Genomic DNA, 22416 nt, shown 5'->3' with positions numbered 1-22416 from the left:
GGAAAGTGGGAGATGGATATGGGGACAGAGTATAAAGTAGTGATTTCCAAGGATCGGCTTTCGGCTGAATTGGTTTTGGATTTGCAGCAAGAGGGTTTGTCCATGACGAAAAGCGAACTAGTGGCTGTGCTGAAAGAGGAAAAAGTCATCTGCGGATTAAAAATGGATGTTTTAAATCAAATTGCGGAAAACCCCCATTCTATCCAGTATCCCGTCGTTGTTGCTGCTGGCGAACCTGGGAAGAGTGGGGAGAATGCTTATCTGCGTAATGAATTGGATAATAAAAATTTCCCAGACCAGAAAGTGTTCAGTTTTCGGTCAGTCGTCCAAATTCCTTCTGTCAGGCAAGGCCAGCTGTTAGCCACTTTAATACCGGCCCAAAACGGAATTCCTGGCACTGACGTTCTGGGGAATAGCATTCCGGTGAAACCTGGTCGACCTCTCAAAGTGAGGGCAGGGAATAATGTTGTTTTTGAAGCAGGAAAGTACTATGCGGCCTGTGATGGTCAGGTCAGCATCACAAAGAGCATGATTGCAGTCAACCCGGTTTTCGAGGTGAGGGGCGATCTTGATTTAAGGACTGGCAATATCGACTTTGTAGGCAATATTGTGATAAAAGGGAATATCCCCAGCGGATATGAAGTGAAGGCAGGCGGGGATATCTGGGTAGACGGTCTCGTTGAAGCTGCATCGCTCCATGCGGAAGGCAATATAGTCATCAAAGGCGGAGTTGCCGGAGCGCTGAAGGGGAGTCTGACAGCAGGAGGCAGTGTACAGGCTAACTATCTCAACCAGGCGAATGTAAAAGCAAGCCAGGATATTATCGTGAAAACATCGATTCTGCACAGCAAACTGACTGCAGGAGGTAATGTCGACTGCAAATCAGGCACGATCATTGGCGGTATGGTATCCGCAGGCCGCGATATTCAGGTGAAGGATCTGGGAAATGAACTTTTTACGAAAACAGAACTCGCTGTAGGCTGGGACCCTGCTCTGGAAAAAGCAGAAATTGAAATGATCAAAGAGATTGAAACAGCCAAGGCGAATATTAAAAAGCTGACTGAAATAGAAATGAAACTCGCAGAAATTGGCAGGCTTGCAGGGAAGCTCACACCAGAGCAACAACAATTGCTTGGAAAGCAGCAGACTACCAGACGGAAGATTGAAAGCGGGTTGCTGGAACAAATGGATGAACTCCGGCTGCTCCATTTAGAAAAGCAGGACAGGATGAATTCTTGCCTATTCGTTTATGAACGTGTATTCCCTAACACCAAGGTTTATTTCGGAAAATATGCTTTATTGACAAATCAGTTATACAAGAATGTTAAATTCCTCCTCGATCAAAGCGAGATTTCCATCCTCCCATTTGTTAATAGTGAAAAAGTCCATTATTAAGGAAGTGACATGATGAGTCTTAAGGCAATCGAAATGCAGATTGCACTTCCGAGGACACAAGATGCAGGCAAAATTCAGGAGCAAATACAACAAAGAGGACAGCATCTTCAGGACCATGCCGCACAAAGTGTGACAAAGGAAGATGAATTAAAACGAAAAACCGTCATCAAGAACAGCCAAAAGCAAGAAGCGCGCCTGAACAAGGAAGGCAATCCTTCCGGCAAGCAGCAGGAAAAAGGCAGGCAAAATCATGCCAATAAAGAGGAGAAACCTGCCTCACCACACCATCCCTATAAAGGGAAGGTAATCGATTACAGCGGATAGAGGGATGTTATGACCACTTTTCTACTACTTTTAAGCCTCATTTTAAACGCGGCAGCGATCTTCGCAATTATCCTTTTATACTTACGCCAGAACAGGCTGGTTGAAGCAGAAAAGAAGCAGGAAAGAATTATCAAAGAAATTGAAGAGGTCTTTTCGGCATACCTCTATGAATTGAAAGAGGAAAACGATCAATTCCTTCAACTTATCAGCAACAGCAGCATTGAGAAAAAGCAGGTAAAGAATCTGGAAATACAAGATGAACAAATTGATGATGTAAACCTTGAACTGAGCCACGAAACGAATCAAGGTCCCCACGCCCCTCGGTACGGTAAAGGTGTTGCCTATTATGCTGCACGAAAGGCCTATCAGCAAAATAGCACACCGGTTCCCAATAAAGAAGAAGCAGGTGAAAAGCTGGAAGAGAACCAGGCGGATGAACCAAAGACGGAATCCGAACCAATCCGTTTCATAGACCAGGTTTTTCAGATGAAAGAAAGCGGTATGACAGTCGAAGAAATTGCCAGGAATCTCGACAGGGGAAAAACTGAAATTGAACTTTTGCTCAAATTCCGGCAAAATGCACGAGAATAAGCTTGATTGTCCGTTTGATATATGCTATATTATCTCTTGGTGTTAATACACACGTTCATCGATTTGGCCAGATGGTGCTGTTTCGGCAGTTCCTGGCTGAAAATGACATGAACGGAGGAAATCAAAACCATTAGGAGGAAACATCATGTCAGTAATTTCTATGAAGCAACTGCTTGAAGCTGGTGTACACTTCGGTCACCAGACTCGCCGTTGGAACCCTAAGATGAAGAAATACATCTTCACTGAGCGTAACGGCATCTACATCATCGACCTTCAAAAAACAGTTAAGAAGGTTGAAGAAGCTTACAACTACGTGAAAGAGCTAGCTGGTAACGGCGGAACTGTTCTTTTCGTAGGTACTAAGAAACAAGCTCAAGATTCTGTTAAAGAAGAAGCAGCTCGTTCTGGTATGTACTTTGTGAACCAACGCTGGTTGGGCGGAACATTAACAAACTTCGAAACAATCCAAAAGCGTATCGCTCGTCTTAAAGACATCGAAAGAATGTCTGAAGATGGAACGTTTGAAGTACTTCCTAAGAAAGAAGTAGTTCAATTGAAGAAAGAGCAAGAGCGTTTAGAAAAGTTCTTGGGCGGAATCAAGGACATGAAGAGCCTTCCAGATGCTCTTTTCATCATTGACCCACGCAAAGAGCGCATCGCTGTTGCAGAAGCTCGCAAATTGAACATTCCTATCGTGGGAATTGTTGATACAAACTGTGATCCAGACGAAATCGACGTAGTAATCCCTGCGAACGATGACGCGATCCGCGCTGTTAAATTGCTTACTGCGAAAATGGCTGACGCTATTATCGAAGCTAAGCAAGGCGAAGAAACTACAGAAACTGTAGAAGCTTAATTTGAAATAAGGTGATATAGGGAAGCCCCTTTATCACCTTTTTTTAAGACATGGCTGACAGATCCTACCTTTAAAGCCGATGTAATGTAAAACATGTCAAGGTTTATATTGGCGAAATCAAGTTAAAATAAAGTATAGTTACATATAACCAAGATCTTAGGAGGAATTTCATTATGGCAATTACTGCACAAATGGTTAAAGAATTGCGTGAAAAAACTGGCGCAGGTATGATGGATTGCAAAAAAGCACTTCAGGAAACAAATGGTGATATGGACCAGGCGATCGATTTCCTTCGTGAAAAAGGAATTGCGAAAGCAGCTAAAAAAGCTGACCGCATCGCTGCTGAAGGTACAACTTACATCCTTGCTGAAGGCAATGAGGCTGTACTTCTTGAAGTAAACTCTGAAACAGATTTCGTTGCAAAGAACGAAGGCTTCCAGGTACTTGTTAAGGAAATCGCTGAGCACCTTCTAAAGAACAAGCCAGCAACTGTTGAAGAAGCTAACGCTCAAACAATGGAAAATGGCGATACAGTGGAAACACGCATCAATAATGCAATTGCTAAAATCGGTGAGAAGCTTTCACTTCGCCGCTTTGAAGTGAAAACTAAGACTGATAACGATGCATTCGGTGCATACCTTCACATGGGTGGTCGCATCGGCGTGCTTTCTGTTCTTGAAGGAACAACTGATGAAGCAGCAGCTAAAGACGTTTCCATGCACATCGCTGCATTGAACCCTAAATATGTTTCTCGTGATGAAGTTTCTCAAGAAGAAGTTGAGCACGAGCGCCAAATCCTTACTCAGCAAGCTCTTAACGAAGGCAAGCCTGAAAACATCGTTGCGAAAATGGTTGAAGGCCGCCTAAGCAAATATTTCGAAGATGTTTGTGTACTTGACCAGGCATTCGTTAAGAACCCTGACCAGAAAGTACGCCAATTCGTTGAATCAAAAGGCGGAACTCTTCGCGGTTTCACTCGTTACGAAGTAGGCGAAGGCATCGAAAAGCGTGAAGATAACTTTGCTGAGGAAGTAATGAACCAAGTAAACAAGAAGTAATCATCATCAGCATAGGTAATTGCAGGGAACACTTTGTGTTCCCTGTTTTTGGACATAGCTTTTTGCAGGCTCTTTCGCTTCGGTTCCAGGACCTGGATCTGAAGCGATAAGCAAGCCTTAATATACATATGGAGGTACCCTTATGACGAGCCCAAAATACAAAAGAGTTGTTTTAAAGTTAAGTGGAGAAGCTTTAGCCGGGGAACAAGGTTTTGGCATCAATCCGTCGGTCATCAAGAATGTTGCAGACCAGGTAAAAGAGATTGCAGAGCTTGATGTTGAAGTCGCGGTTGTAGTTGGCGGCGGAAATATCTGGCGAGGCAAAATCGGCGAAGAGATGGGAATGGACAGAGCGACTGCAGACTATATGGGCATGCTCGCGACCGTCATGAACTCCCTGTCATTGCAGGACAGCCTGGAACAAGCGGGAATCGAGACAAGGGTTCAAACTTCCATAGAAATGCGCCAGGTTGCAGAACCTTACATAAGAAGAAGGGCAATCAGGCACCTCGAAAAAAAACGCGTGGTTATATTTGCCGCAGGTACTGGCAATCCATACTTCTCGACTGACACTACTGCTGCATTGCGTGCGGCAGAAATCGAAGCGGACGTCATTCTGATGGCGAAGAACAATGTCGATGGAGTTTACTCGGCAGATCCGCGGGTTGACAAGAATGCGACAAAGTACGAAGAACTTTCATACCTTGATGTGCTGAAGGAAGGCCTTGCGGTAATGGATTCCACAGCTTCATCCCTGTGTATGGACAATGATATCCCGTTAATTGTATTCTCTATTATGGAAAAAGGTAATATTAAACGAGCAGTATTGGGCGAAACAATCGGAACAATTGTGAGGGGGAAAAACTAATGCCAAAACAAGCTATTGCTAATGCGAAGGAAAGAATGACGAAAGCGATCCAGGCTTATACTCGTGAACTTGCAAGCATCCGTGCAGGAAGGGCAAGTGCATCTCTTTTAGACAGAGTGCAGGTGGATTATTATGGTGCGCCTACTCCTGTCAACCAATTAGCTGGTATTTCAGTGCCGGAAGCACGTCTTTTGGTAATCCAGCCTTACGACAAGACCATTCTTGGCGAAATTGAAAAAGCAATCCTTAAGTCTGATCTGGGATTGAACCCTTCAAACGATGGGTCTGTAATTCGTATTGCGATTCCTCAACTGACTGAGGAACGACGCAAGGAACTTGCAAAACTTGTGAAAAAAGAAGCCGAAGAAGCGAAAGTCGCAATCCGCAATATTCGCCGCGATGGCAATGAAGATTTGAAAAAGCTTGAGAAAAACGGTGAAATCACAGAAGACGATCTGCGTGGATATTCTGATGATATTCAAAAGCTTACAGACGAGCATATCGCAAAAATCGATCAGATTACGAAAGACAAAGAAAAAGAAATCATGGAAGTGTAATTCTGTATAGAATTCCTTCTAGAAGTGGTGAACATCGAAAGCCCTCTGTTTTCCAGGGGGTTTTTTCTCTATACATAACAAGGAAATGCGCTTTTGCCTCAAATAGCAAGTTTACGATAAGGGCGGGAATGATAGAATATATTAATGGTGGTTCTTATATTCTGTTTTCCTTATAATGAACATAGTCTTTATATAAAGATCATCCGTATGGAACAGGACGGAGAAGGCTGGCAGAAGACCCTTTCATCTTAAAACCATCCATTTATAGAGATATCTTTTTTCTTTTTTGGTATGATAGTGGCAAGCGGGAAGCACAGAAGAAAGCAGGGTTTATGCTTATGGAGCTCTTCTAGCAAACCAGCCACAGAGCCAGGCTGTTACTGCCTATCAAGCGGCCTGCCGCAAGGGACCTTCAGTACAGGCTTTTGCGTTTCTAATCGGAGCTAAAGATTATCTTTTGGGGGAGCTGTCCTAATGTTAAATAAAATGAATCCGTGGAAGAAGGATCAAAATCCTTCCGGCCTCCGGGAGCGGGTGCTTCAAATCAAAGAGCATGAAGTGCCTTCTCATATAGCCATCATCATGGATGGGAACGGACGCTGGGCAAAAAAGCGCGCTTTGCCAAGGGTTGCCGGCCATCACGAAGGCATGAAGGTTGTCCGGAAAATAACCAGGCTGGCTAATGAACTAGGGGTCAATACTCTTACTGTTTATGCATTTTCAACTGAAAATTGGAAACGTCCTAAAATGGAAGTGGATTTTCTCATGAAGCTGCCGGAAGAGTTTCTGGGAACATTCCTTCCAGAGTTAATTGAAGAGAATGTCCGTGTTGAAATGATTGGATACATGGATAAACTGCCGGAGCATACACAAAAGGCTGTGGGTAAAGCGATGGAAGAGACAAAGGATAATACCGGTCTCACTTTGAACTTTGCCCTCAATTATGGAAGCAGGGCGGAAATCCTGGATGGCGTCAGACAGGTCTTGAAAGATGTCAAAAGTGGTATAATGAGTGAAAATGACTTAACGGAAGAAGCTTTTTCATCATACTTGATGACGAAGGATTTTAAGGATCCTGACTTGTTGATCAGGACGAGCGGAGAAATCCGATTGAGCAATTTTATGCTTTGGCAATTGGCTTACACGGAGTTCTGGTTCACAGATGTACTTTGGCCAGATTTCAACGAGGAGCATTTTGTCGAAGCGATTGAAGCATTCCAAGGCCGCCAGAGGCGTTTTGGAGGAGTTTAAAAAAGGTGTGAATAATTAGATGAAGCAAAGAATCATTACAGCAGTCGTTGCAGCAGCTGTTTTTCTTCCAATCGTAATTTTCGGAGGCTGGCCATTTACCCTGATGGTATATTTGATCGCTTCCATCGCGTTGTATGAAGCGCTGAAGATGAAAAAAATCCAACTGTTTTCAGTACCGGGAATCATATCATTATTATTATTATGGATTTTTATGATCCCTGACCAATACAGCAGCTGGCTTGAGCAATTGGATTATACAAAACTGGAGCTATTCTTTCTGGGTTTGTTATTATTCTTGACCTATACGGTCATCACGAAGAATCGATTCACGTTTGAGGATGTTGCATTCTCGATCATGTCAACTTTATATGTAGGACTTGGCTTCTATTTCTTCATTGAAACAAGGGAAGCTAACCTTACGTATGTTTTTTATTCTTTATTTATTATTTGGGCAACTGATTCCGGAGCTTATTTTATCGGACGGGCATTTGGCAAACACAAGCTATGGCCCGAAATCAGCCCGAACAAAACAACAGAGGGGTTTTTTGGCGGCGTTTTGTCCGCACTTGTCGTGGCCTCACTGTTCAGTGTTTTTGCGGATATGAATGTTTCTGCATTGGTTCTGCTAACTGCAACTGCATTCCTGTCTGTGTTTGGCCAGATTGGCGACCTTGTCGAATCTGCCTTGAAACGCTATTACAATGTGAAGGATTCAGGGAACATTCTTCCAGGTCATGGGGGCATGCTCGACCGATTTGACAGCCTGCTGTTTGTCTGGCCGTTAATCCATCTTTTCCATTTGCTCTAATCTTGGATAAGATTTCTGACTACGATAGAAGTTGAACTTACCGGGTACTTCCTTTCCCGTTGTAGATATTTAGGAGTGAACTTTGTGAAGAAAATCAGCTTGTTAGGCGCTACAGGATCAATAGGGATCCAAACCCTTGATGTAATCAGGGAGCATCCGGAACAATTCAAACTGGTTTCGATGTCATCCGGTAAAAATGTTGAACTTACCAGAAAGATAATCGGCGAGTTCAAGCCTGAGTTCGTATCTGTCCAGGAAAAGGCGGATGCGGAACGGTTGAAGACTGAGTTTCCAGGTGTGAAGATCTCTCATGGCCTTGAAGGCCTTGAAGAGGCGGCAGTTTTTGCCGAATCGGACATCCTTGTCAACGCTGTGCTGGGGAGCGTGGGTTTGCGTCCCACGCTTGAGGCGATCCGTGCTGGGAAGACCATTGCCATCGCTAATAAAGAAACCCTCGTGACTGCAGGGCATATAGTCATGGAGGCCGCCAGGAATCAAAATGTGCCAGTCCTTCCAGTTGATAGTGAGCATTCTGCGATATTCCAGGCGCTGCAGGGTGAACATGAAAAAAATATAGAACGCCTGATCCTGACAGCTTCAGGAGGCAGCTTCAGGGATCGGACGAGAGATGAGCTCCAGGGGGTTACCAAGGCAGACGCTTTGAACCACCCGAACTGGTCAATGGGAGCTAAGATTACCATCGATTCGGCTACGATGATGAACAAAGGGCTGGAGGTAATTGAGGCGCACTGGCTGTTCGGCCTGCCGTATGACCAGATATCTGTATTGCTGCACCGTGAAAGCATCATCCATTCAATGGTTGAATTCCATGACACAAGCATCATAGCCCAACTGGGTACTCCTGATATGAAAGTGCCAATCCAATATGCTCTTACATACCCAGACAGGCTTCCGCTCGTGTCCGGCAAAAGGCTGAATCTGGCGGAAATCGGAAAACTGCACTTTCAGGAGATGGATTTTGACCGTTTCCGCTGCCTGAAGTTTGCCTATGAAGCCGGCCAGGCTGGAGGCACGCTGCCGGCAGTCATGAATGCTGCGAATGAAGCAGCAGTAGCTGCCTTTTTGGAAGACAGAATCACTTTCCTGCAAATAGAGGACTTAATAGAAAGTGCAATGGACCAACACAGCATCATAGACAATCCTGACCTTGAAACCATTCAAGAAGTGGATAAGGAAACAAGAAGCTTTGTGGATTCTCTGCTATAACGGTGTTTTGGATACTCATTTGAGTTGCACGTAATAGTAAAGCGTCTGCCAAACACAATGTCTTCATAAACCTGATTGTTACTTGGGTTAGTAAAGTCGATTCGTATCCTTAACAAAGGTGGTTAGATAATTTGAATACAGTTATTGCCTTTATCGTCATATTTGGTGCCCTGGTTTTCTTCCATGAACTAGGACATCTGATTTTCGCAAAGAGAGCGGGCATTCTCTGCCGCGAGTTTGCCATTGGCTTCGGGCCCAAGGTCTTCTCTCATAAGCGGAACGAAACAACCTATACGGTTCGCCTGCTGCCAATCGGCGGTTTTGTAAGAATGGCGGGCGAAGACCCGGAAATGATTGAAATTAAACCAGGTCATCGGGTAGGTCTTATTTTTAACGGTGATGACCAGGTTTCTAAAATTATCCTTAACAATAAGGAAAAGTTCCCTAATGCCCGGATCATTGAAGTAGAGAAAGCGGATATTGAACGAGAACTTTTCATCAAAGGCTACGAGGAAGGGGAAGATGACAGCCAGCTCGTTTCCTTCCCTATCAGCAAAACGGCCGTGCTGGTTGAAAATGGTGTTGAAACGCAAATTGCTCCTTATGACAGGCAGTTTGCTTCTAAAACACTGGGTCAAAGAACGATGGCCATTTTTGCCGGCCCGATGATGAACTTCCTGCTTGCGATGGTCATCTTCATCATTTTGGCGCTGTTCCAGGGCATTCCGTCCAATGAACCTGTATTGGGCAAGCTGACGCCAGATGGAAGTGCGCTGAAATCTGGCCTTAAGGAAGGCGATATCGTTAACAGCATCGAAGGGTCTGAAGTGTCAAGCTGGCAGGATGTTGTGGAGATCATTCGCAAAAACCCGGGAAATGAACTTGATTTCTCGATTGTACGTGCTGGTGAAACCATAGAAATTCCGGTGACTCCTGCTGTGCAGGATGTAGAAGGTGAAAAAATCGGCCTGATCGGCGTATACAATCCGGTTGAAAAATCACCCTTGAAATCCATAAGCTATGGGGTAAAGGAAACATATTTCTGGACAACAGAAATCTTTTCGATGCTCGGTAAACTGCTGACAGGCCAATTCTCCATCGATGCCCTGTCCGGTCCTGTCGGGATTTATGTCTCTACAGATACTGTTGCTAAATCCGGTATCTTCTATCTCATGAAATGGGCGGCGATCCTTAGCATCAACCTTGGAATCATGAACCTCCTGCCATTCCCGGCACTCGATGGCGGAAGACTTACCTTCTTTGCAGTCGAAGCTTTGCGAGGCAAGCCGATCGACAAGCAAAAAGAAGGAATGGTCCACTTCATCGGTTTTGCACTATTGATGCTGTTGATGCTTGTGGTCACATGGAACGACATCCAAAGATTCTTTTTATAAATCCTATGACACTTATCAAATCCTCCTGCCCGGTCACTCCGGGCAGGACCATTTTTTTGCAATACCCATGAAACTATTTTTAATTCCTAATGAGGTGTAAATCAATGAAGCAAAGTATGTCGCTTATTCCTACTTTAAGAGAAGTACCATCGGATGCAGAAGTGAAAAGCCATCAGCTGCTGCTGCGGGCAGGATTCATCCGCCAGAATGCGAGCGGGGTTTATACATATATGCCTTTAGGGCGCAAAGTCCTGCAGAAAGTTGAAGCGATTATCAGGGAAGAAATGAATAACGCAGGAGCCTCAGAGCTTTTCATGCCTGCGCTGCAGCAAGCGGAGTTATGGCAGGAGTCAGGCCGCTGGTATTCTTACGGTCCTGAATTGATGAGGCTGAGGGACAGGCATGATCGGGAATTCGCTCTCGGTGCAACCCATGAAGAGGTCATCACAAGCCTGGTAAGGGATGAAGTGAAATCCTACAAACGCCTTCCTTTGACACTTTACCAAATCCAAACGAAATTCCGTGATGAAAAACGTCCAAGGTTCGGACTCTTGCGTGGACGGGAATTCATCATGAAGGATGCTTATTCATTCCATGCGACTAAAGAAAGTCTTGATGAAGTGTACGAGCGTATCTTCCAGGCGTACTCCAATGTTTTCAGACGTTGCGGGCTTAATTTCCGGGCTGTCATTGCAGACTCAGGCGCGATGGGCGGTAAAGACACACATGAATTCATGGTCCTTTCCGACATCGGTGAAGATACGATTGCATACTCAGATACGTCGAACTATGCAGCAAATATAGAAATGGCACCCGTCACTGCTGTGTATGAAAAGAGCAGCGCATCTGCAATGGAACTTGAAAAAGTCCACACGGAAAACAAAAAGACAATCGAAGAAGTTTCTTCTTTCCTTCAGGCAGAAGATAAGGATTGCATCAAATCCCTTTTGTTTGCAGTGGATGACCGCCATGTACTGGTATTGGTCCGCGGTGACCACGAGGTAAACGACATTAAGCTTAAGAACTATTTAGAGGCTTCTTCGGTCGAACTTGCCGATGCCAATACAACTAAAGAAATTCTTGGATGCACTGTAGGTTCACTTGGACCGATCGGAGTGGAGAAGGTTGAAGTAATCGCTGACCATGCTGTGGAAGCAATCGTCAATGGAGTATGCGGAGCAAACGAAGAGGATTATCACTACAAAAATGTGAATCCAGAACGTGACTTCAAGGTAAATGCTTATGCAGATTTACGTTTTATCAAAGAGGGAGACCCATCTCCAGACGGAGAAGGAACCATTGTTTTTGCCAAAGGCATTGAAGTCGGACATGTCTTCAAGCTTGGTACCAGGTACAGTGAAGCTATGAATGCTGTTTTCCTTGATGAGAACGGCAGGACACAGCCAATGATCATGGGCTGTTACGGAATTGGCGTTTCCCGCACAATGGCTGCTGTTGCTGAACAATTCAATGATGAAAATGGCCTGGTATGGCCTACAAATATCTCACCATTCGATCTTCATCTGATTGCGGTGAACATGAAGGACAGCGCTCAGAAAGAACTGGCGGAAGAGCTCTATTCCAGCCTGCAGGCTGCAGGAATGGAAGTGCTGCTGGATGACCGTCAGGAGCGCCCAGGCGTGAAATTCGCCGATTCCGACCTGATCGGATTGCCAGTGAGAGTCACTGTAGGGAAGAAAGCAAGCGAAGGCATCGTCGAAGTCAAAATCCGTAAAAATGGCGAAATGCAGGAAGTGCACAAAGACGATCTTGCGGCTGCTTTGAAGAATATATTGCAAGAACTATAATCAAACGGCGGGTCCTGTGACAGGATCCGCTTTTTTTATGGGGAGTTTTATAATCACAGTTAAAGCACAAGTTTGATTCCCACGGCTAAAGGAACTGAGTTAAATTAGGAAGAAGGCATGTTTAGAGATATGACTGAAATAATTACAACCTGAGATGGAAATATCAAACACCGCTAACGGGACAGGCATTTTATGTTATAATAACCTTTGCTATTAAACACGTAATTTAAACGGGCACAAATGTCCGATAGATAGAATATAAGCTTTTTAGATGGGAGAGAAATAACCATGGGTGATCTTTCTTTGGGTAAAAAAGAGAGGTTCCAGCTCCTGCTGCAACAGCTGCAGTTAACGGATGATGCGATTATCACTCATTTTCAAAACGCTGAAATTGACAGGGTTGTGATTGAAAAACAGGCAAGGAAATGGCATTTCTTTTTCCAGTTTAAAAAAATCATTCCTTGCCAGGTCTATAGCGCATTCGTAGGCAAGCTTGAACATACTTTTTCGCATATTGCGACCATATCACATACAGTAAGGGTGCTTGAGCAGGCTATCAGTGAACAGGAAATCCTCGATTACTGGAAGGCATGCATCAAAGAAATTGATGGTATTGCTCCTCCGCTGCTAAAACTATTGGATGAACAAGTTCCCAAAGTCCAGGGGACAAAACTGGTTTTAACGGCCCGGAACGAAGCCGAAGGGCTTGCTCTTAAAAGGAAGTATGGAGCCGTTATCGCAGAAATCTATCAAAGTTTCGGTTTTCCTATGCTGACCATTGATACGGTTGTCAGTGAGGAAGGCGCTTCTGATGAATATGAAAAATTCATGAAGGCGAAAGAAAAAGAAGACCAGGAACGCGGCCTGATGGCGATGATCGAAATGCAGAAGAAGGAAGCGGAGAAGGCCCAGGGTGACGGGCCGCCGCTGGACGGGCCTCTTACCATTGGCCTGACCATCAAGGATGATGCCGATTTCCGCAAGCTTGAAGACATTGTCGATGAAGAACGCCGAGTCGCTGTCGAGGGCTTTGTTTTCTTCGCAGAAACGAAAGAACTTCGCAGCGGAAGGACATTATTAACCTTCAAGATTACGGACTACACCAGCTCCATTATGGTGAAAATGTTCTCACGTGACAAAGAAGATGCAGCACTTTATCAGCTAGTGAAAAAAGGCATGTGGCTGAAGGTGCGCGGAAGCATCCAGAACGACACATTTGTCCGCGACTTGGTCATGATCGGAAATGATATCAATGAGATAAAACCTAAAGGAAGGATTGACTCTGCTCCTGAAGGAGAAAAGCGGGTCGAGCTTCATCTCCATTCGCCGATGAGCCAGATGGATGCCGTTACGCCTGTCAGCGCACTTGTTGCCCAGGCGGCAAAATGGGGGCACAAAGCGGTAGCAATCACTGACCATGCAGTTGTGCAATCTTATCCCGAAGCATTTGGTGCAGGAAAGAAAAATGATATCAAGATTTTATACGGCGTCGAAATCAACCTGGTAGATGACGGGGTCCCGATCGCCTATAATGTTGCCCACCGTCTGCTGGCAGAGGATACGTATGTGGTATTTGACGTCGAAACAACCGGACTTTCAGCGGTTTACGATACCATTATCGAACTAGCTGCGGTAAAGGTGCGCAACGGGGAAATCATTGATCGTTTCGAATCCTTCGCCAATCCGCACCACCGCCTGTCAGCAACGACGATCAACTTGACGGGAATCACGGATGATATGGTCCGCAATGCTCCTGAGGTAAGTGAAGTCCTGCAGAAGTTCCATGAATGGTCTGGTGACTGTGTTCTGGTAGCCCACAACGCTTCCTTCGACATGGGTTTCCTTAATGTCGGCTATAAGAAGATCGGGCTTGGCAAAGCGGCAAATCCAGTTATTGACACGCTCGAACTGGGGCGATTCCTGTATCCGGACATGAAGAATCACAGGCTGAATACACTTGCCAAGAAGTTCGATATTGAACTGACCCAGCATCACCGTGCGATTTATGATGCCGAGGCAACAGGATACCTGATGGTGAAAATGCTGAAGGATGCTTCTGAAAAGGGGATTGAGTTCCACGACCAGTTAAATGACAATATGGGCCAAGGGAAAGCGTATCAGCGTGCACGTCCTTATCACGCGACATTGCTGGCTCAAAATGAAATAGGCCTGAAGAATATTTTTAAGCTTGTGTCCATCTCCCATATTGATTACTTTTACCGAGTGCCGAGAATTCCGCGCTCTGTGTTGAACAAGCATCGAGAGGGCATTTTGATTGGTTCGGGGTGTGACAAAGGCGAAGTTTTCGAAGGTATGATGCAAAAGGGGCCGGAAGAGGTTGAAGAGACGGCACAATTTTATGATTATCTTGAAGTTCATCCAAAAGCTGTTTACGCTCACTTGCTGGAACTCGAACTGGTCCGTGACGAGAAGGCTATGGAGGACATCATTTCCAATATCGTCCAGCTTGGCGACAAGCTCGATTTACCGGTAGTGGCTACTGGAAACGTACACTACCTGAATGAAAATGATAAAATCTACCGCAAGATCCTGGTCAATTCTCAGGGCGGGGCCAACCCGCTTAACCGTCATGAACTGCCGGATGTCCACTTCAGGACTACGAACGAAATGCTCGATGCTTTTAAGTTTTTAGGAGAAGAGAAGGCGAAGGAAATTGTCGTCGAGAACACGAATAAGATCGCGGATATGATTGATGTGATTAAGCCGATCAAAGATGATCTTTATACTCCAAAAATCGAAGGCGCAGATGAAGAAATGCGCAGCATGAGCTATGGGATGGCCCGCAGAATTTACGGAGATGACCTTCCTGAAATCGTAGAGGCACGCCTCGAAAAAGAACTGAAGAGTATCATAGACAATGGCTTTGCTGTTATTTATTTGATTTCTCACAAGCTCGTAAAAAAATCACTCGATGATGGGTATCTGGTAGGTTCCCGTGGGTCGGTAGGATCGTCTTTCGTTGCGACAATGACGGAGATTACCGAAGTGAATCCGCTGCCGCCGCATTATGTATGCCCGAAGTGCAAGAAATCAGAGTTCTTTAACGATGGTTCGGTTGGCTCAGGATTCGACCTTCCAGATAAGGATTGCCCTGATTGCGGCATAAAATATAAAAAAGATGGACATGACATTCCGTTTGAGACCTTCCTGGGCTTCAAGGGGGACAAGGTTCCGGATATCGACTTGAACTTCTCAGGTGAATATCAGCCAAGGGCCCATAACTATACGAAGGTATTGTTTGGTGAGGATTATGTATATCGTGCCGGTACGATCGGCACCGTTGCAGATAAGACTGCCTACGGTTATGTAAAAGGGTATCAAAGTGACAATAACCTTACTCTTCGTGGTGCCGAAATCGACCGTCTCGCTTCCGGATGTACCGGTGTCAAGAGGACGACAGGACAGCACCCAGGGGGGATAATCGTTGTCCCGGACTATATGGATATCTACGATTTTTCGCCAATCCAGTTTCCGGCGGACAGTAATACTTCAGAATGGAAAACGACGCACTTCGATTTCCATTCCATCCATGATAATCTTTTGAAGCTTGATATCCTAGGCCACGATGATCCAACGGTGATCAGGATGCTGCAGGATCTCAGCGGTATTGACCCTAAAACAATTCCAACTGACGATCCTGAAGTAATGAAAATCTTCAGCGGTACGGAATCATTGGGAGTCACTGAGCAGCAGATCATGTCCAAGACAGGCTCGCTTGGAATCCCGGAATTCGGGACAAGATTCGTTCGACAGATGCTTGAAGATACGAAGCCGACAACGTTTTCTGAGCTTGTCCAGATTTCAGGCTTATCGCATGGCACGGACGTATGGCTCGGTAATGCCCAGGAATTGATCCACAACAATATCTGTAACCTCAGCGAAGTAATCGGCTGCCGTGATGATATCATGGTCTACCTGATTTATCAGGGACTGGAACCGGCATTCGCCTTTAAAATCATGGAATCTGTCCGTAAAGGTAAGGGACTGACAGATGAAATGGAAGAGGAAATGCGCAAGAATAAAGTTCCTGAATGGTATATCGATTCCTGTAAAAAAATCAAGTACATGTTCCCTAAGGCCCACGCAGCTGCCTATGTATTGATGGCCGTCAGGATTGCTTACTTCAAGGTCCATCATCCGCTTATGTATTATGCAGCGTACTTTACTGTTAGAGCGGATGACTTCGATGTCGACGCAATGGTCCGCGGTTCTGAAAGCATCCGTGCGGTAATCGAGGAAATCAACGCCAAGGGACTTGAAGCATCAACGAAGGAAAAGAACTTGATGACTGTAATGGAAATCGCCATGGAAATGTGTGAACGCGGCTTTGGTTTTGCGAAGGTTGACCTTTACAAGTCCAGCGCTTCAGAATTCATCATTGAAGGCGATAAGCTCATCCCGCCATTCAATGCGATTCCAGGCCTTGGCACAAACGCAGCCATCAATATAGTCAAAGCCCGTGAGGAAGGAGAGTTCTTATCTAAGGAAGACCTCCAGCAGCGCGGCAAAATCTCCAAAACGATCCTGGAATACCTCGACAACCACGGCTGTCTTGAAGGCATGCCAGACCAGAACCAGCTTTCGTTGTTCTAGTGATTTTGAAATTGAAATATAGAGGCAGACTCAAAAGGTAGAAAATTACATCGACCTAAGAGTCGCCTCTTTTTCATTTCATCCAGCTTTTTGGGTCAGTAAATCTGTTGTTATTTGCATTGGAAATGAATCTAGACACCTGAGTTGATTGGAGTGGAAGGCACGTAGACTCCTCCGAAAATGCTGCGGCATTTCCATCGTGCGTGGCCAGGTTCGAGGAAGCTCAATCAAAGTCCTGGGGGATCAGCTGGTCACCTGAGACCCCGCAGACGCCAACAGCGGCGAGGAGGCTCAGTGCCAGCCCAGCGGAAAGCGATGTGTCTGGAATGGAAATCAACAGCCCCTCTTTCAAGTTGCTCTAAAAAAAGAGGTGCCCAAAAGTTTTATCTTTTGGGAAGCCCTCTTTTTTGTTAACTTACACCGATCTGACAGGGCTTGGCTAGAATTCGGCAGGTAAACTTAAAATAGTCATAACAACATGAAAACCAAGCTGTTTTTACTGTCTGAACCCCTGCTATATCAGTCATTCATTTGCATTAAATATCTGGTTATGTTATATTTTTATTGGAAATACTAAGGATAACTCTGGCAGATGAGAGTGGGGCAACCCGCTCTTTCTTGTTTGTTACGCACTTTTTCGGGGGATAAAAACCAAAAATCATGGATGAAAATGAACGAGGTTATGTCAAAGGAGGGATTTTATGAGCAAGGTTACTGAAGTAGTGGAAGAACTGGTAACTCCCATCTTAAATGAAAACGGCCTTGAATTAGTAGACATCGAATACGTAAAAGAAGGCAAGAACTGGTTCCTTCGCGTGTACATTGATAAGGACAACGGAATTGATATCGAGGAATGCGGCATCGTCAGTGAGCGCCTTAGCGAAAAGCTTGATGCCATTGATCCAATCCCGCATAACTACTTTTTGGAAGTCTCCTCACCAGGTGCGGAACGCCCGCTGAAAAAAGAAAAGGATTATCAAAAAGCTATAGGCAAGAATGTCTTTATCAAAACATATGAACCAATCGATGGTGAAAAGGCTTTTGAAGGGCTCTTAGCCGATTATAATGGGGAAAGTGTCACTGTTGAAGTGAAAATCAAGACTCGCAAGAAAACAGTCGTCATCCCGTTTGATAAGATTGCCAGCGCAAGGCTAGCAGTCACTTTTTCATAATCTGTCTAGTATTTATCTTCAGTTAAAAGGATCATTTCGGAACCACAGGTATACAGCGAGCGTTCGACCCGGTTATACGCTGGTAAGGACATACGGCAGGGACACCGTTTTCGAAAAGAGCCTAACAAAGTTGGGAAGTAAAAAAGGGGGATTTATATCTCATGAGCAGCGAATTGTTGGATGCTCTTACTATTCTTGAAAAAGAAAAAGGAATTTCGAGGGACATTCTGATTGAAGCGATCGAAGCGGCACTTGTGTCTGCGTATCGACGAAATTTCAACCAGGCACAAAATGTCAGGATCGACCTGAACCTGGGTAATGGTTCTATGCGGGTATTTGCGAGAAAAGAAGTGGTCGATGAAGTATTCGATCCTCGTCTTGAAATTTCTCTGGAAGAAGCACAGAAACTCAATCCTAATTATCAGGTAGAAGATGTTGTTGAACTTGAGGTAACGCCGAAGGACTTCGGGCGGATTGCTGCGCAGACTGCAAAGCAGGTCGTAACCCAGCGTGTCCGTGAGGCAGAGAGAGGCATCATTTACTCCGAGTTCATCGACCGCGAAGAGGATATCATGACAGGAATCGTTCAGCGTCAAGATCCTAAGTTCATTTATGTTAGCTTAGGAAAAATTGAGGCGATCCTGCCAGCGAATGAGCAAATGCCAAATGAACATTATAAGCCTCATGATCGAATCAAAGTATTCATCACCAAGGTTGAAAAAACCACAAAAGGTCCGCAAATCTTCGTTTCGAGAACCCACCCGGGATTGTTAAAGCGACTGTTCGAGATTGAAGTTCCTGAAATTTACGATGGAACAGTGGAAATCAAATCGGTAGCACGTGAAGCAGGAGACCGCTCAAAAATCTCCGTATACTCTGATAATCCAGAAGTCGATCCAGTCGGTTCATGTGTTGGCCCTCGTGGAACTCGTGTCCAGGCAGTGGTCAACGAGCTAAAGGGTGAAAAAATCGATATCGTCAAATGGTCTGAGGATCCGGTTGTATTCGTTGCTAATGCACTGAGTCCTTCAAAGGTACTTGATGTCATCGTAAATGAAGAAGAAAAAGCAACAACTGTCATCGTTCCCGACTACCAGTTGTCGCTTGCAATCGGGAAGCGCGGCCAAAATGCCCGCCTTGCAGCTAAGCTGACTGGCTGGAAAATCGACATCAAGGCCGAAACAGAAGCAAGAGAATCCGGAATCTATCCGCGCGATAATGAACCACTTTTGTCCGCTGACGAAGATTTCGAAGATGAAGACATCGATTAAGGTGAGGTGAATGATCGTGAACAGCCGTAAAAAAGTTCCTATGCGAAAATGTGTCGCTACCGGTGAAATGAGACCGAAAAAAGAACTCGTTCGCATCGTTCGCTCAAAAGAGGGAGAAATCTCCATCGACCTGACAGGAAAGAAATCAGGCCGTGGTGCTTATCTGTCAAAAACCAGGGAAGCAGTAGAGACGGCAAAAAAACGGAACATATTGTCCAAACATCTTGAATCTCAAGTGGACGATTCAATATATGATGAGTTGAATGAACTGATCGAAAAGGAGAGCAGACTATCCTGATGAACTCAAATCAATGGATGTCATTGCTTGGCTTAGCCAATCGAGCACGGAAAATTATTTCAGGGGAAGAGCTTTCCGTCAAAGAAATCAGAAGCGGGAAAGCGAAGCTCATTTTGCTTTCTGCGGACGCATCCGCAAATACTACAAAGAAAATAACCGACAAGTGCAACTCCTATAATGTGCCCTGCAAGGTGGTTCCGGACAGGTACCAGCTTGGCCAGGCAATAGGAAAAGAGGCACGAGTTGTAGTAGCCCTGTTGGACGAGGGCTTTGCAAAAAAACTGTTGACGTTGCTCGATTAATTCTAGCGGGGGTGAAAATATGAGTAAAACACGCGTTTATGAATATGCAAAGAAGCATAATTTATCGAGTAAAGACGTGATTATAAAATTAAAAGAGATGAATATTGAGGTCTCTAACCATATGACAGCGATGGAAGATGACACAGTTAAAAAGCTGGATGCCATCTACAACAAGAAAGAAGATAGACAGCAGGCACAGGCAAGGCCGAAACAACAGCAAAGCCAGCCGAAGAACCAGCAGGGTCAGAACCGCAGTCAAGGCCAAAATCGCAACCAGGGCAACCAGGGTCAGAATCGCAACCAAGGTGGCCAGAACCCGAACCGAAATCAAGCTCAAAACCAGCAGCGGAACAACCAGGCTCAGCCTCAGCCTCAGCTAAAAACCACTGCAAGTGCATTTTCTGATGATGAGCGCCGCGCAACTACACCGGAAAAAGTAAAAACAGCCGCTGCTAAAAAGCCGGACAATAAGCCGTTCAACAAGAATAAAAACAAGAACAATAAGAACAGAAACCAGCAGCAGCAAAATAGAGGCAAGCAGCAGCAGCCGCAAGCTCAGCAGCCTAAAAAGGTTAAAGAACTACCTTCGAAAATTACATTCAGCGAGTCCTTGACTGTTGGAGAACTTGCCAAGAAGCTTAATCGCGAGCCTTCAGAAATCATCAAGAAGTTATTTATGCTTGGTGTCATGGCAACGATTAACCAGGACCTGGACAAAGATGCAATCGAATTGATTGCTACCGATTATGGTGTCGAAGTCGAAGAAGAAATCAAGATTGATGCAACTGACCTTGAGGTATACTTCTCTGAAGACGAAGAGGCATCATTAGTGGAAAGACCATCTGTTGTCACCATCATGGGACACGTTGACCATGGTAAAACAACCTTGCTGGATTCAATCCGTAACACGAAAGTGACTGCTGGCGAAGCAGGCGGAATCACTCAGCATATTGGTGCTTACCAGGTCGAAGAAAATGGCAAGAAAATTACTTTCCTTGATACACCTGGTCACGCAGCGTTCACAACCATGCGTGCACGCGGTGCAAAGATTACGGACATCACGATCCTGGTCGTTGCAGCTGATGATGGTGTGAAGCCGCAAACAGTGGAAGCCTTGAACCATGCGAAAGCAGCTAATGTGCCAATCATCGTTGCTGTTAACAAGATGGACAAACCGACTGCAAATCCTGATCGTGTTATGCAGGAACTTACTGAATATGGTCTTGTTCCAGAAGCATGGGGCGGAGAAACCATCTTTGTTCCGATTTCTGCATTGACTGGAGAAGGTCTCGACAACTTGCTGGAAATGATCTTGCTAGTTGGAGAAGTGGAAGAATACAAAGCGAATCCGAAGCGCAATGCGATGGGTACGGTAATCGAAGCCCAGCTTGATAAGGGCCGTGGGTCTGTCGCGACATTGCTTGTACAGAATGGAACATTGAAAATCGGTGACCCGATCGTTGTCGGTAACACATTCGGCCGCGTACGTGCAATGGTCAATGACCTAGGCCGCCGAGTCAAGGAAGCAGGACCATCCACTCCGGTTGAAATCACAGGTTTGAATGACGTACCTCAGGCTGGTGACCGTTTCGTTGTATTTGATGATGAGAAGACAGCCCGCCAAATAGGTGAAATCCGTTCGCAACAAGCATTGCAGGCACAGCGCAGCGAAAAAGCCCGCGTAAGTCTCGATACTTTGTTTGAACATATGAAACAAGGGGAAATGAAAGACCTAAATCTAATTATTAAAGCTGATGTTCAAGGTTCAGTGGAAGCACTCGCAGCAGCGCTTCAAAAACTGGATGTTGAAGGTGTGAATGTAAGGATCATTCACACAGGTGTTGGTGCGATCAATGAGTCTGACATCACTCTTGCGGCGGCTTCCAACGGAATCGTCATTGGTTTCAACGTCCGCCCTGACAATAATGCGAAGCGTGCTGCGGAATCAGAAAGTGTCGACATCCGTCTTCACCGCATTATCTATAAAGTAATCGAAGAAATCGAATCTGCGATGAAGGGCATGCTGGATCCTGTTTATGCCGAAAAGGTCATTGGCCAGGCTGAAGTCCGCCAGACGTTCAAGGTATCAAAGATCGGGACGATTGCCGGTTCATATGTCACTGACGGTAAGATTACCCGTGACAGCGGCGTTCGTTTAATCCGTGACGGCGTCGTCATCTTCGAAGGTGAAGTTGATGCGTTAAAACGTTTTAAGGATGATGCCAAGGAAGTATCAGCCGGCTATGAATGTGGTATTACCATTAAAAACTTCAAAGATGTCAAGGAAGGCGACGTCATCGAAGCATATATCATGGAAGAAGTGGAACGTTAATGGTAGTAGGCTTAGCCGCCTGTGAGTGCATCATCTATGATGCTCATTCTCTAAAAGAAAAGAGAGCGGTTCTGCAGCGGATCATCACTCGGCTGAAACAAAAATACAATGTTTCGGTTGCGGAAGTGGATCACCAGGACGTCTGGCAGCGGACAACCATCGCGGTAGCCGCTGTCTCGGCATCCAGGGTCTCGACTGAAAGGGAATTGCAGAACGCTTTGAAAATGATCGACTCTTTTCCAGAGATCGAACGTACCATCACCGAAATAGAATGGCTTTAATAGAACGAG

19 protein-coding genes are annotated in these 22416 nt (G+C 45.2%); all 19 read left to right on the top strand.

Annotated elements, in window-relative coordinates; translation table 11 throughout:
• The first annotated feature begins 18 nt into the window (after positions 1-18).
• The 19 genes from EJA10_RS05920 (at position 19) to EJA10_RS05830 (ending at position 22407) form a co-directional block, all read left to right on the top strand.
• On the top strand, positions 19-1395 hold the full coding sequence (locus tag EJA10_RS05920; protein WP_170169083.1) for a FapA family protein: 1377 nt from the start codon (positions 19-21) through the stop codon (positions 1393-1395).
• A gap of 9 nt (positions 1396-1404) precedes the next feature.
• On the top strand, positions 1405-1719 hold the full coding sequence (locus EJA10_RS05915; protein ID WP_246017699.1) for a hypothetical protein: 315 nt from the start codon (positions 1405-1407) through the stop codon (positions 1717-1719).
• A gap of 9 nt (positions 1720-1728) precedes the next feature.
• Complete coding sequence (locus EJA10_RS05910; protein ID WP_125479092.1) at positions 1729-2310, top strand: hypothetical protein; 582 nt, start codon at positions 1729-1731, stop codon at positions 2308-2310.
• Between the two features lie 145 nt (positions 2311-2455).
• Entirely contained in the window at positions 2456-3166 is a 711-nt protein-coding gene (gene rpsB, locus EJA10_RS05905; protein ID WP_125479091.1) for a 30S ribosomal protein S2, read from the top strand.
• A gap of 173 nt (positions 3167-3339) precedes the next feature.
• Positions 3340-4224 (top strand): translation elongation factor Ts, encoded by an 885-nt coding sequence (tsf, locus tag EJA10_RS05900; protein ID WP_125479090.1) that lies wholly within the window; start codon positions 3340-3342, stop codon positions 4222-4224.
• 142 nt (positions 4225-4366) lie between these two features.
• Positions 4367-5092 carry a UMP kinase gene (pyrH, locus tag EJA10_RS05895; RefSeq protein WP_125479089.1) on the top strand — a complete coding sequence of 242 codons (726 nt, stop codon included), beginning with the start codon at positions 4367-4369 and terminating at the stop codon, positions 5090-5092.
• Positions 5092-5649 (top strand): ribosome recycling factor, encoded by a 558-nt coding sequence (frr, locus tag EJA10_RS05890; protein ID WP_125479088.1) that lies wholly within the window; start codon positions 5092-5094, stop codon positions 5647-5649. Before pyrH ends, frr begins: the two co-directional genes overlap by 1 nt.
• Before the next feature lie 474 nt (positions 5650-6123).
• Positions 6124-6900, top strand: coding sequence for an undecaprenyl pyrophosphate synthase (locus EJA10_RS05885; protein ID WP_125479087.1), 777 nt, complete (start codon positions 6124-6126; stop codon positions 6898-6900).
• A gap of 19 nt (positions 6901-6919) precedes the next feature.
• Positions 6920-7708 carry a phosphatidate cytidylyltransferase gene (locus EJA10_RS05880; protein ID WP_125479086.1) on the top strand — a complete coding sequence of 263 codons (789 nt, stop codon included), beginning with the start codon at positions 6920-6922 and terminating at the stop codon, positions 7706-7708.
• An 84-nt stretch (positions 7709-7792) separates the two neighbouring features.
• Positions 7793-8935 (top strand): 1-deoxy-D-xylulose-5-phosphate reductoisomerase, encoded by a 1143-nt coding sequence (gene dxr / locus EJA10_RS05875; protein WP_125479085.1) that lies wholly within the window; start codon positions 7793-7795, stop codon positions 8933-8935.
• 131 nt (positions 8936-9066) lie between these two features.
• Complete coding sequence (gene rseP, locus EJA10_RS05870; protein ID WP_125479084.1) at positions 9067-10329, top strand: RIP metalloprotease RseP; 1263 nt, start codon at positions 9067-9069, stop codon at positions 10327-10329.
• A gap of 104 nt (positions 10330-10433) precedes the next feature.
• A complete protein-coding gene (locus EJA10_RS05865) occupies positions 10434-12137 on the top strand; it encodes a proline--tRNA ligase (protein WP_125479083.1) in 1704 nt (567 codons plus the stop codon).
• Between the two features lie 288 nt (positions 12138-12425).
• The gene (locus tag EJA10_RS05860) at positions 12426-16751 is read left to right on the top strand and encodes a PolC-type DNA polymerase III (RefSeq protein ID WP_125479082.1); all 4326 of its coding nucleotides are present in this window, start codon (positions 12426-12428) and stop codon (positions 16749-16751) included.
• Between the two features lie 701 nt (positions 16752-17452).
• Positions 17453-17923, top strand: a complete 471-nt coding sequence (gene rimP, locus EJA10_RS05855; RefSeq protein ID WP_125479081.1) for a ribosome maturation factor RimP — start codon at positions 17453-17455, stop codon at positions 17921-17923.
• A 161-nt stretch (positions 17924-18084) separates the two neighbouring features.
• Positions 18085-19194 (top strand): transcription termination factor NusA, encoded by a 1110-nt coding sequence (nusA, locus tag EJA10_RS05850; RefSeq protein WP_125479080.1) that lies wholly within the window; start codon positions 18085-18087, stop codon positions 19192-19194.
• Between the two features lie 16 nt (positions 19195-19210).
• On the top strand, positions 19211-19492 hold the full coding sequence (gene rnpM / locus EJA10_RS05845; RefSeq protein WP_125479079.1) for an RNase P modulator RnpM: 282 nt from the start codon (positions 19211-19213) through the stop codon (positions 19490-19492).
• Entirely contained in the window at positions 19492-19794 is a 303-nt protein-coding gene (locus EJA10_RS05840) for a YlxQ family RNA-binding protein (protein WP_125479078.1), read from the top strand. The genes rnpM and EJA10_RS05840 overlap by 1 nt, the downstream gene beginning before the upstream one ends.
• A 19-nt stretch (positions 19795-19813) precedes the next feature.
• Positions 19814-22126, top strand: a complete 2313-nt coding sequence (gene infB, locus EJA10_RS05835; RefSeq protein ID WP_125479077.1) for a translation initiation factor IF-2 — start codon at positions 19814-19816, stop codon at positions 22124-22126.
• On the top strand, positions 22126-22407 hold the full coding sequence (locus tag EJA10_RS05830) for a DUF503 domain-containing protein (RefSeq protein WP_125479076.1): 282 nt from the start codon (positions 22126-22128) through the stop codon (positions 22405-22407). The genes infB and EJA10_RS05830 overlap by 1 nt, the downstream gene beginning before the upstream one ends.
• Positions 22408-22416: the final 9 nt, after the last annotated feature.

This window comes from Mesobacillus subterraneus, assembly GCF_003937825.1.
GTDB lineage: Bacteria > Bacillota > Bacilli > Bacillales > Cytobacillaceae > Mesobacillus > Mesobacillus subterraneus.
Note: the sequence above shows the minus strand (reverse complement) of the source record. Positions and strands in the feature narration are given on the sequence as shown.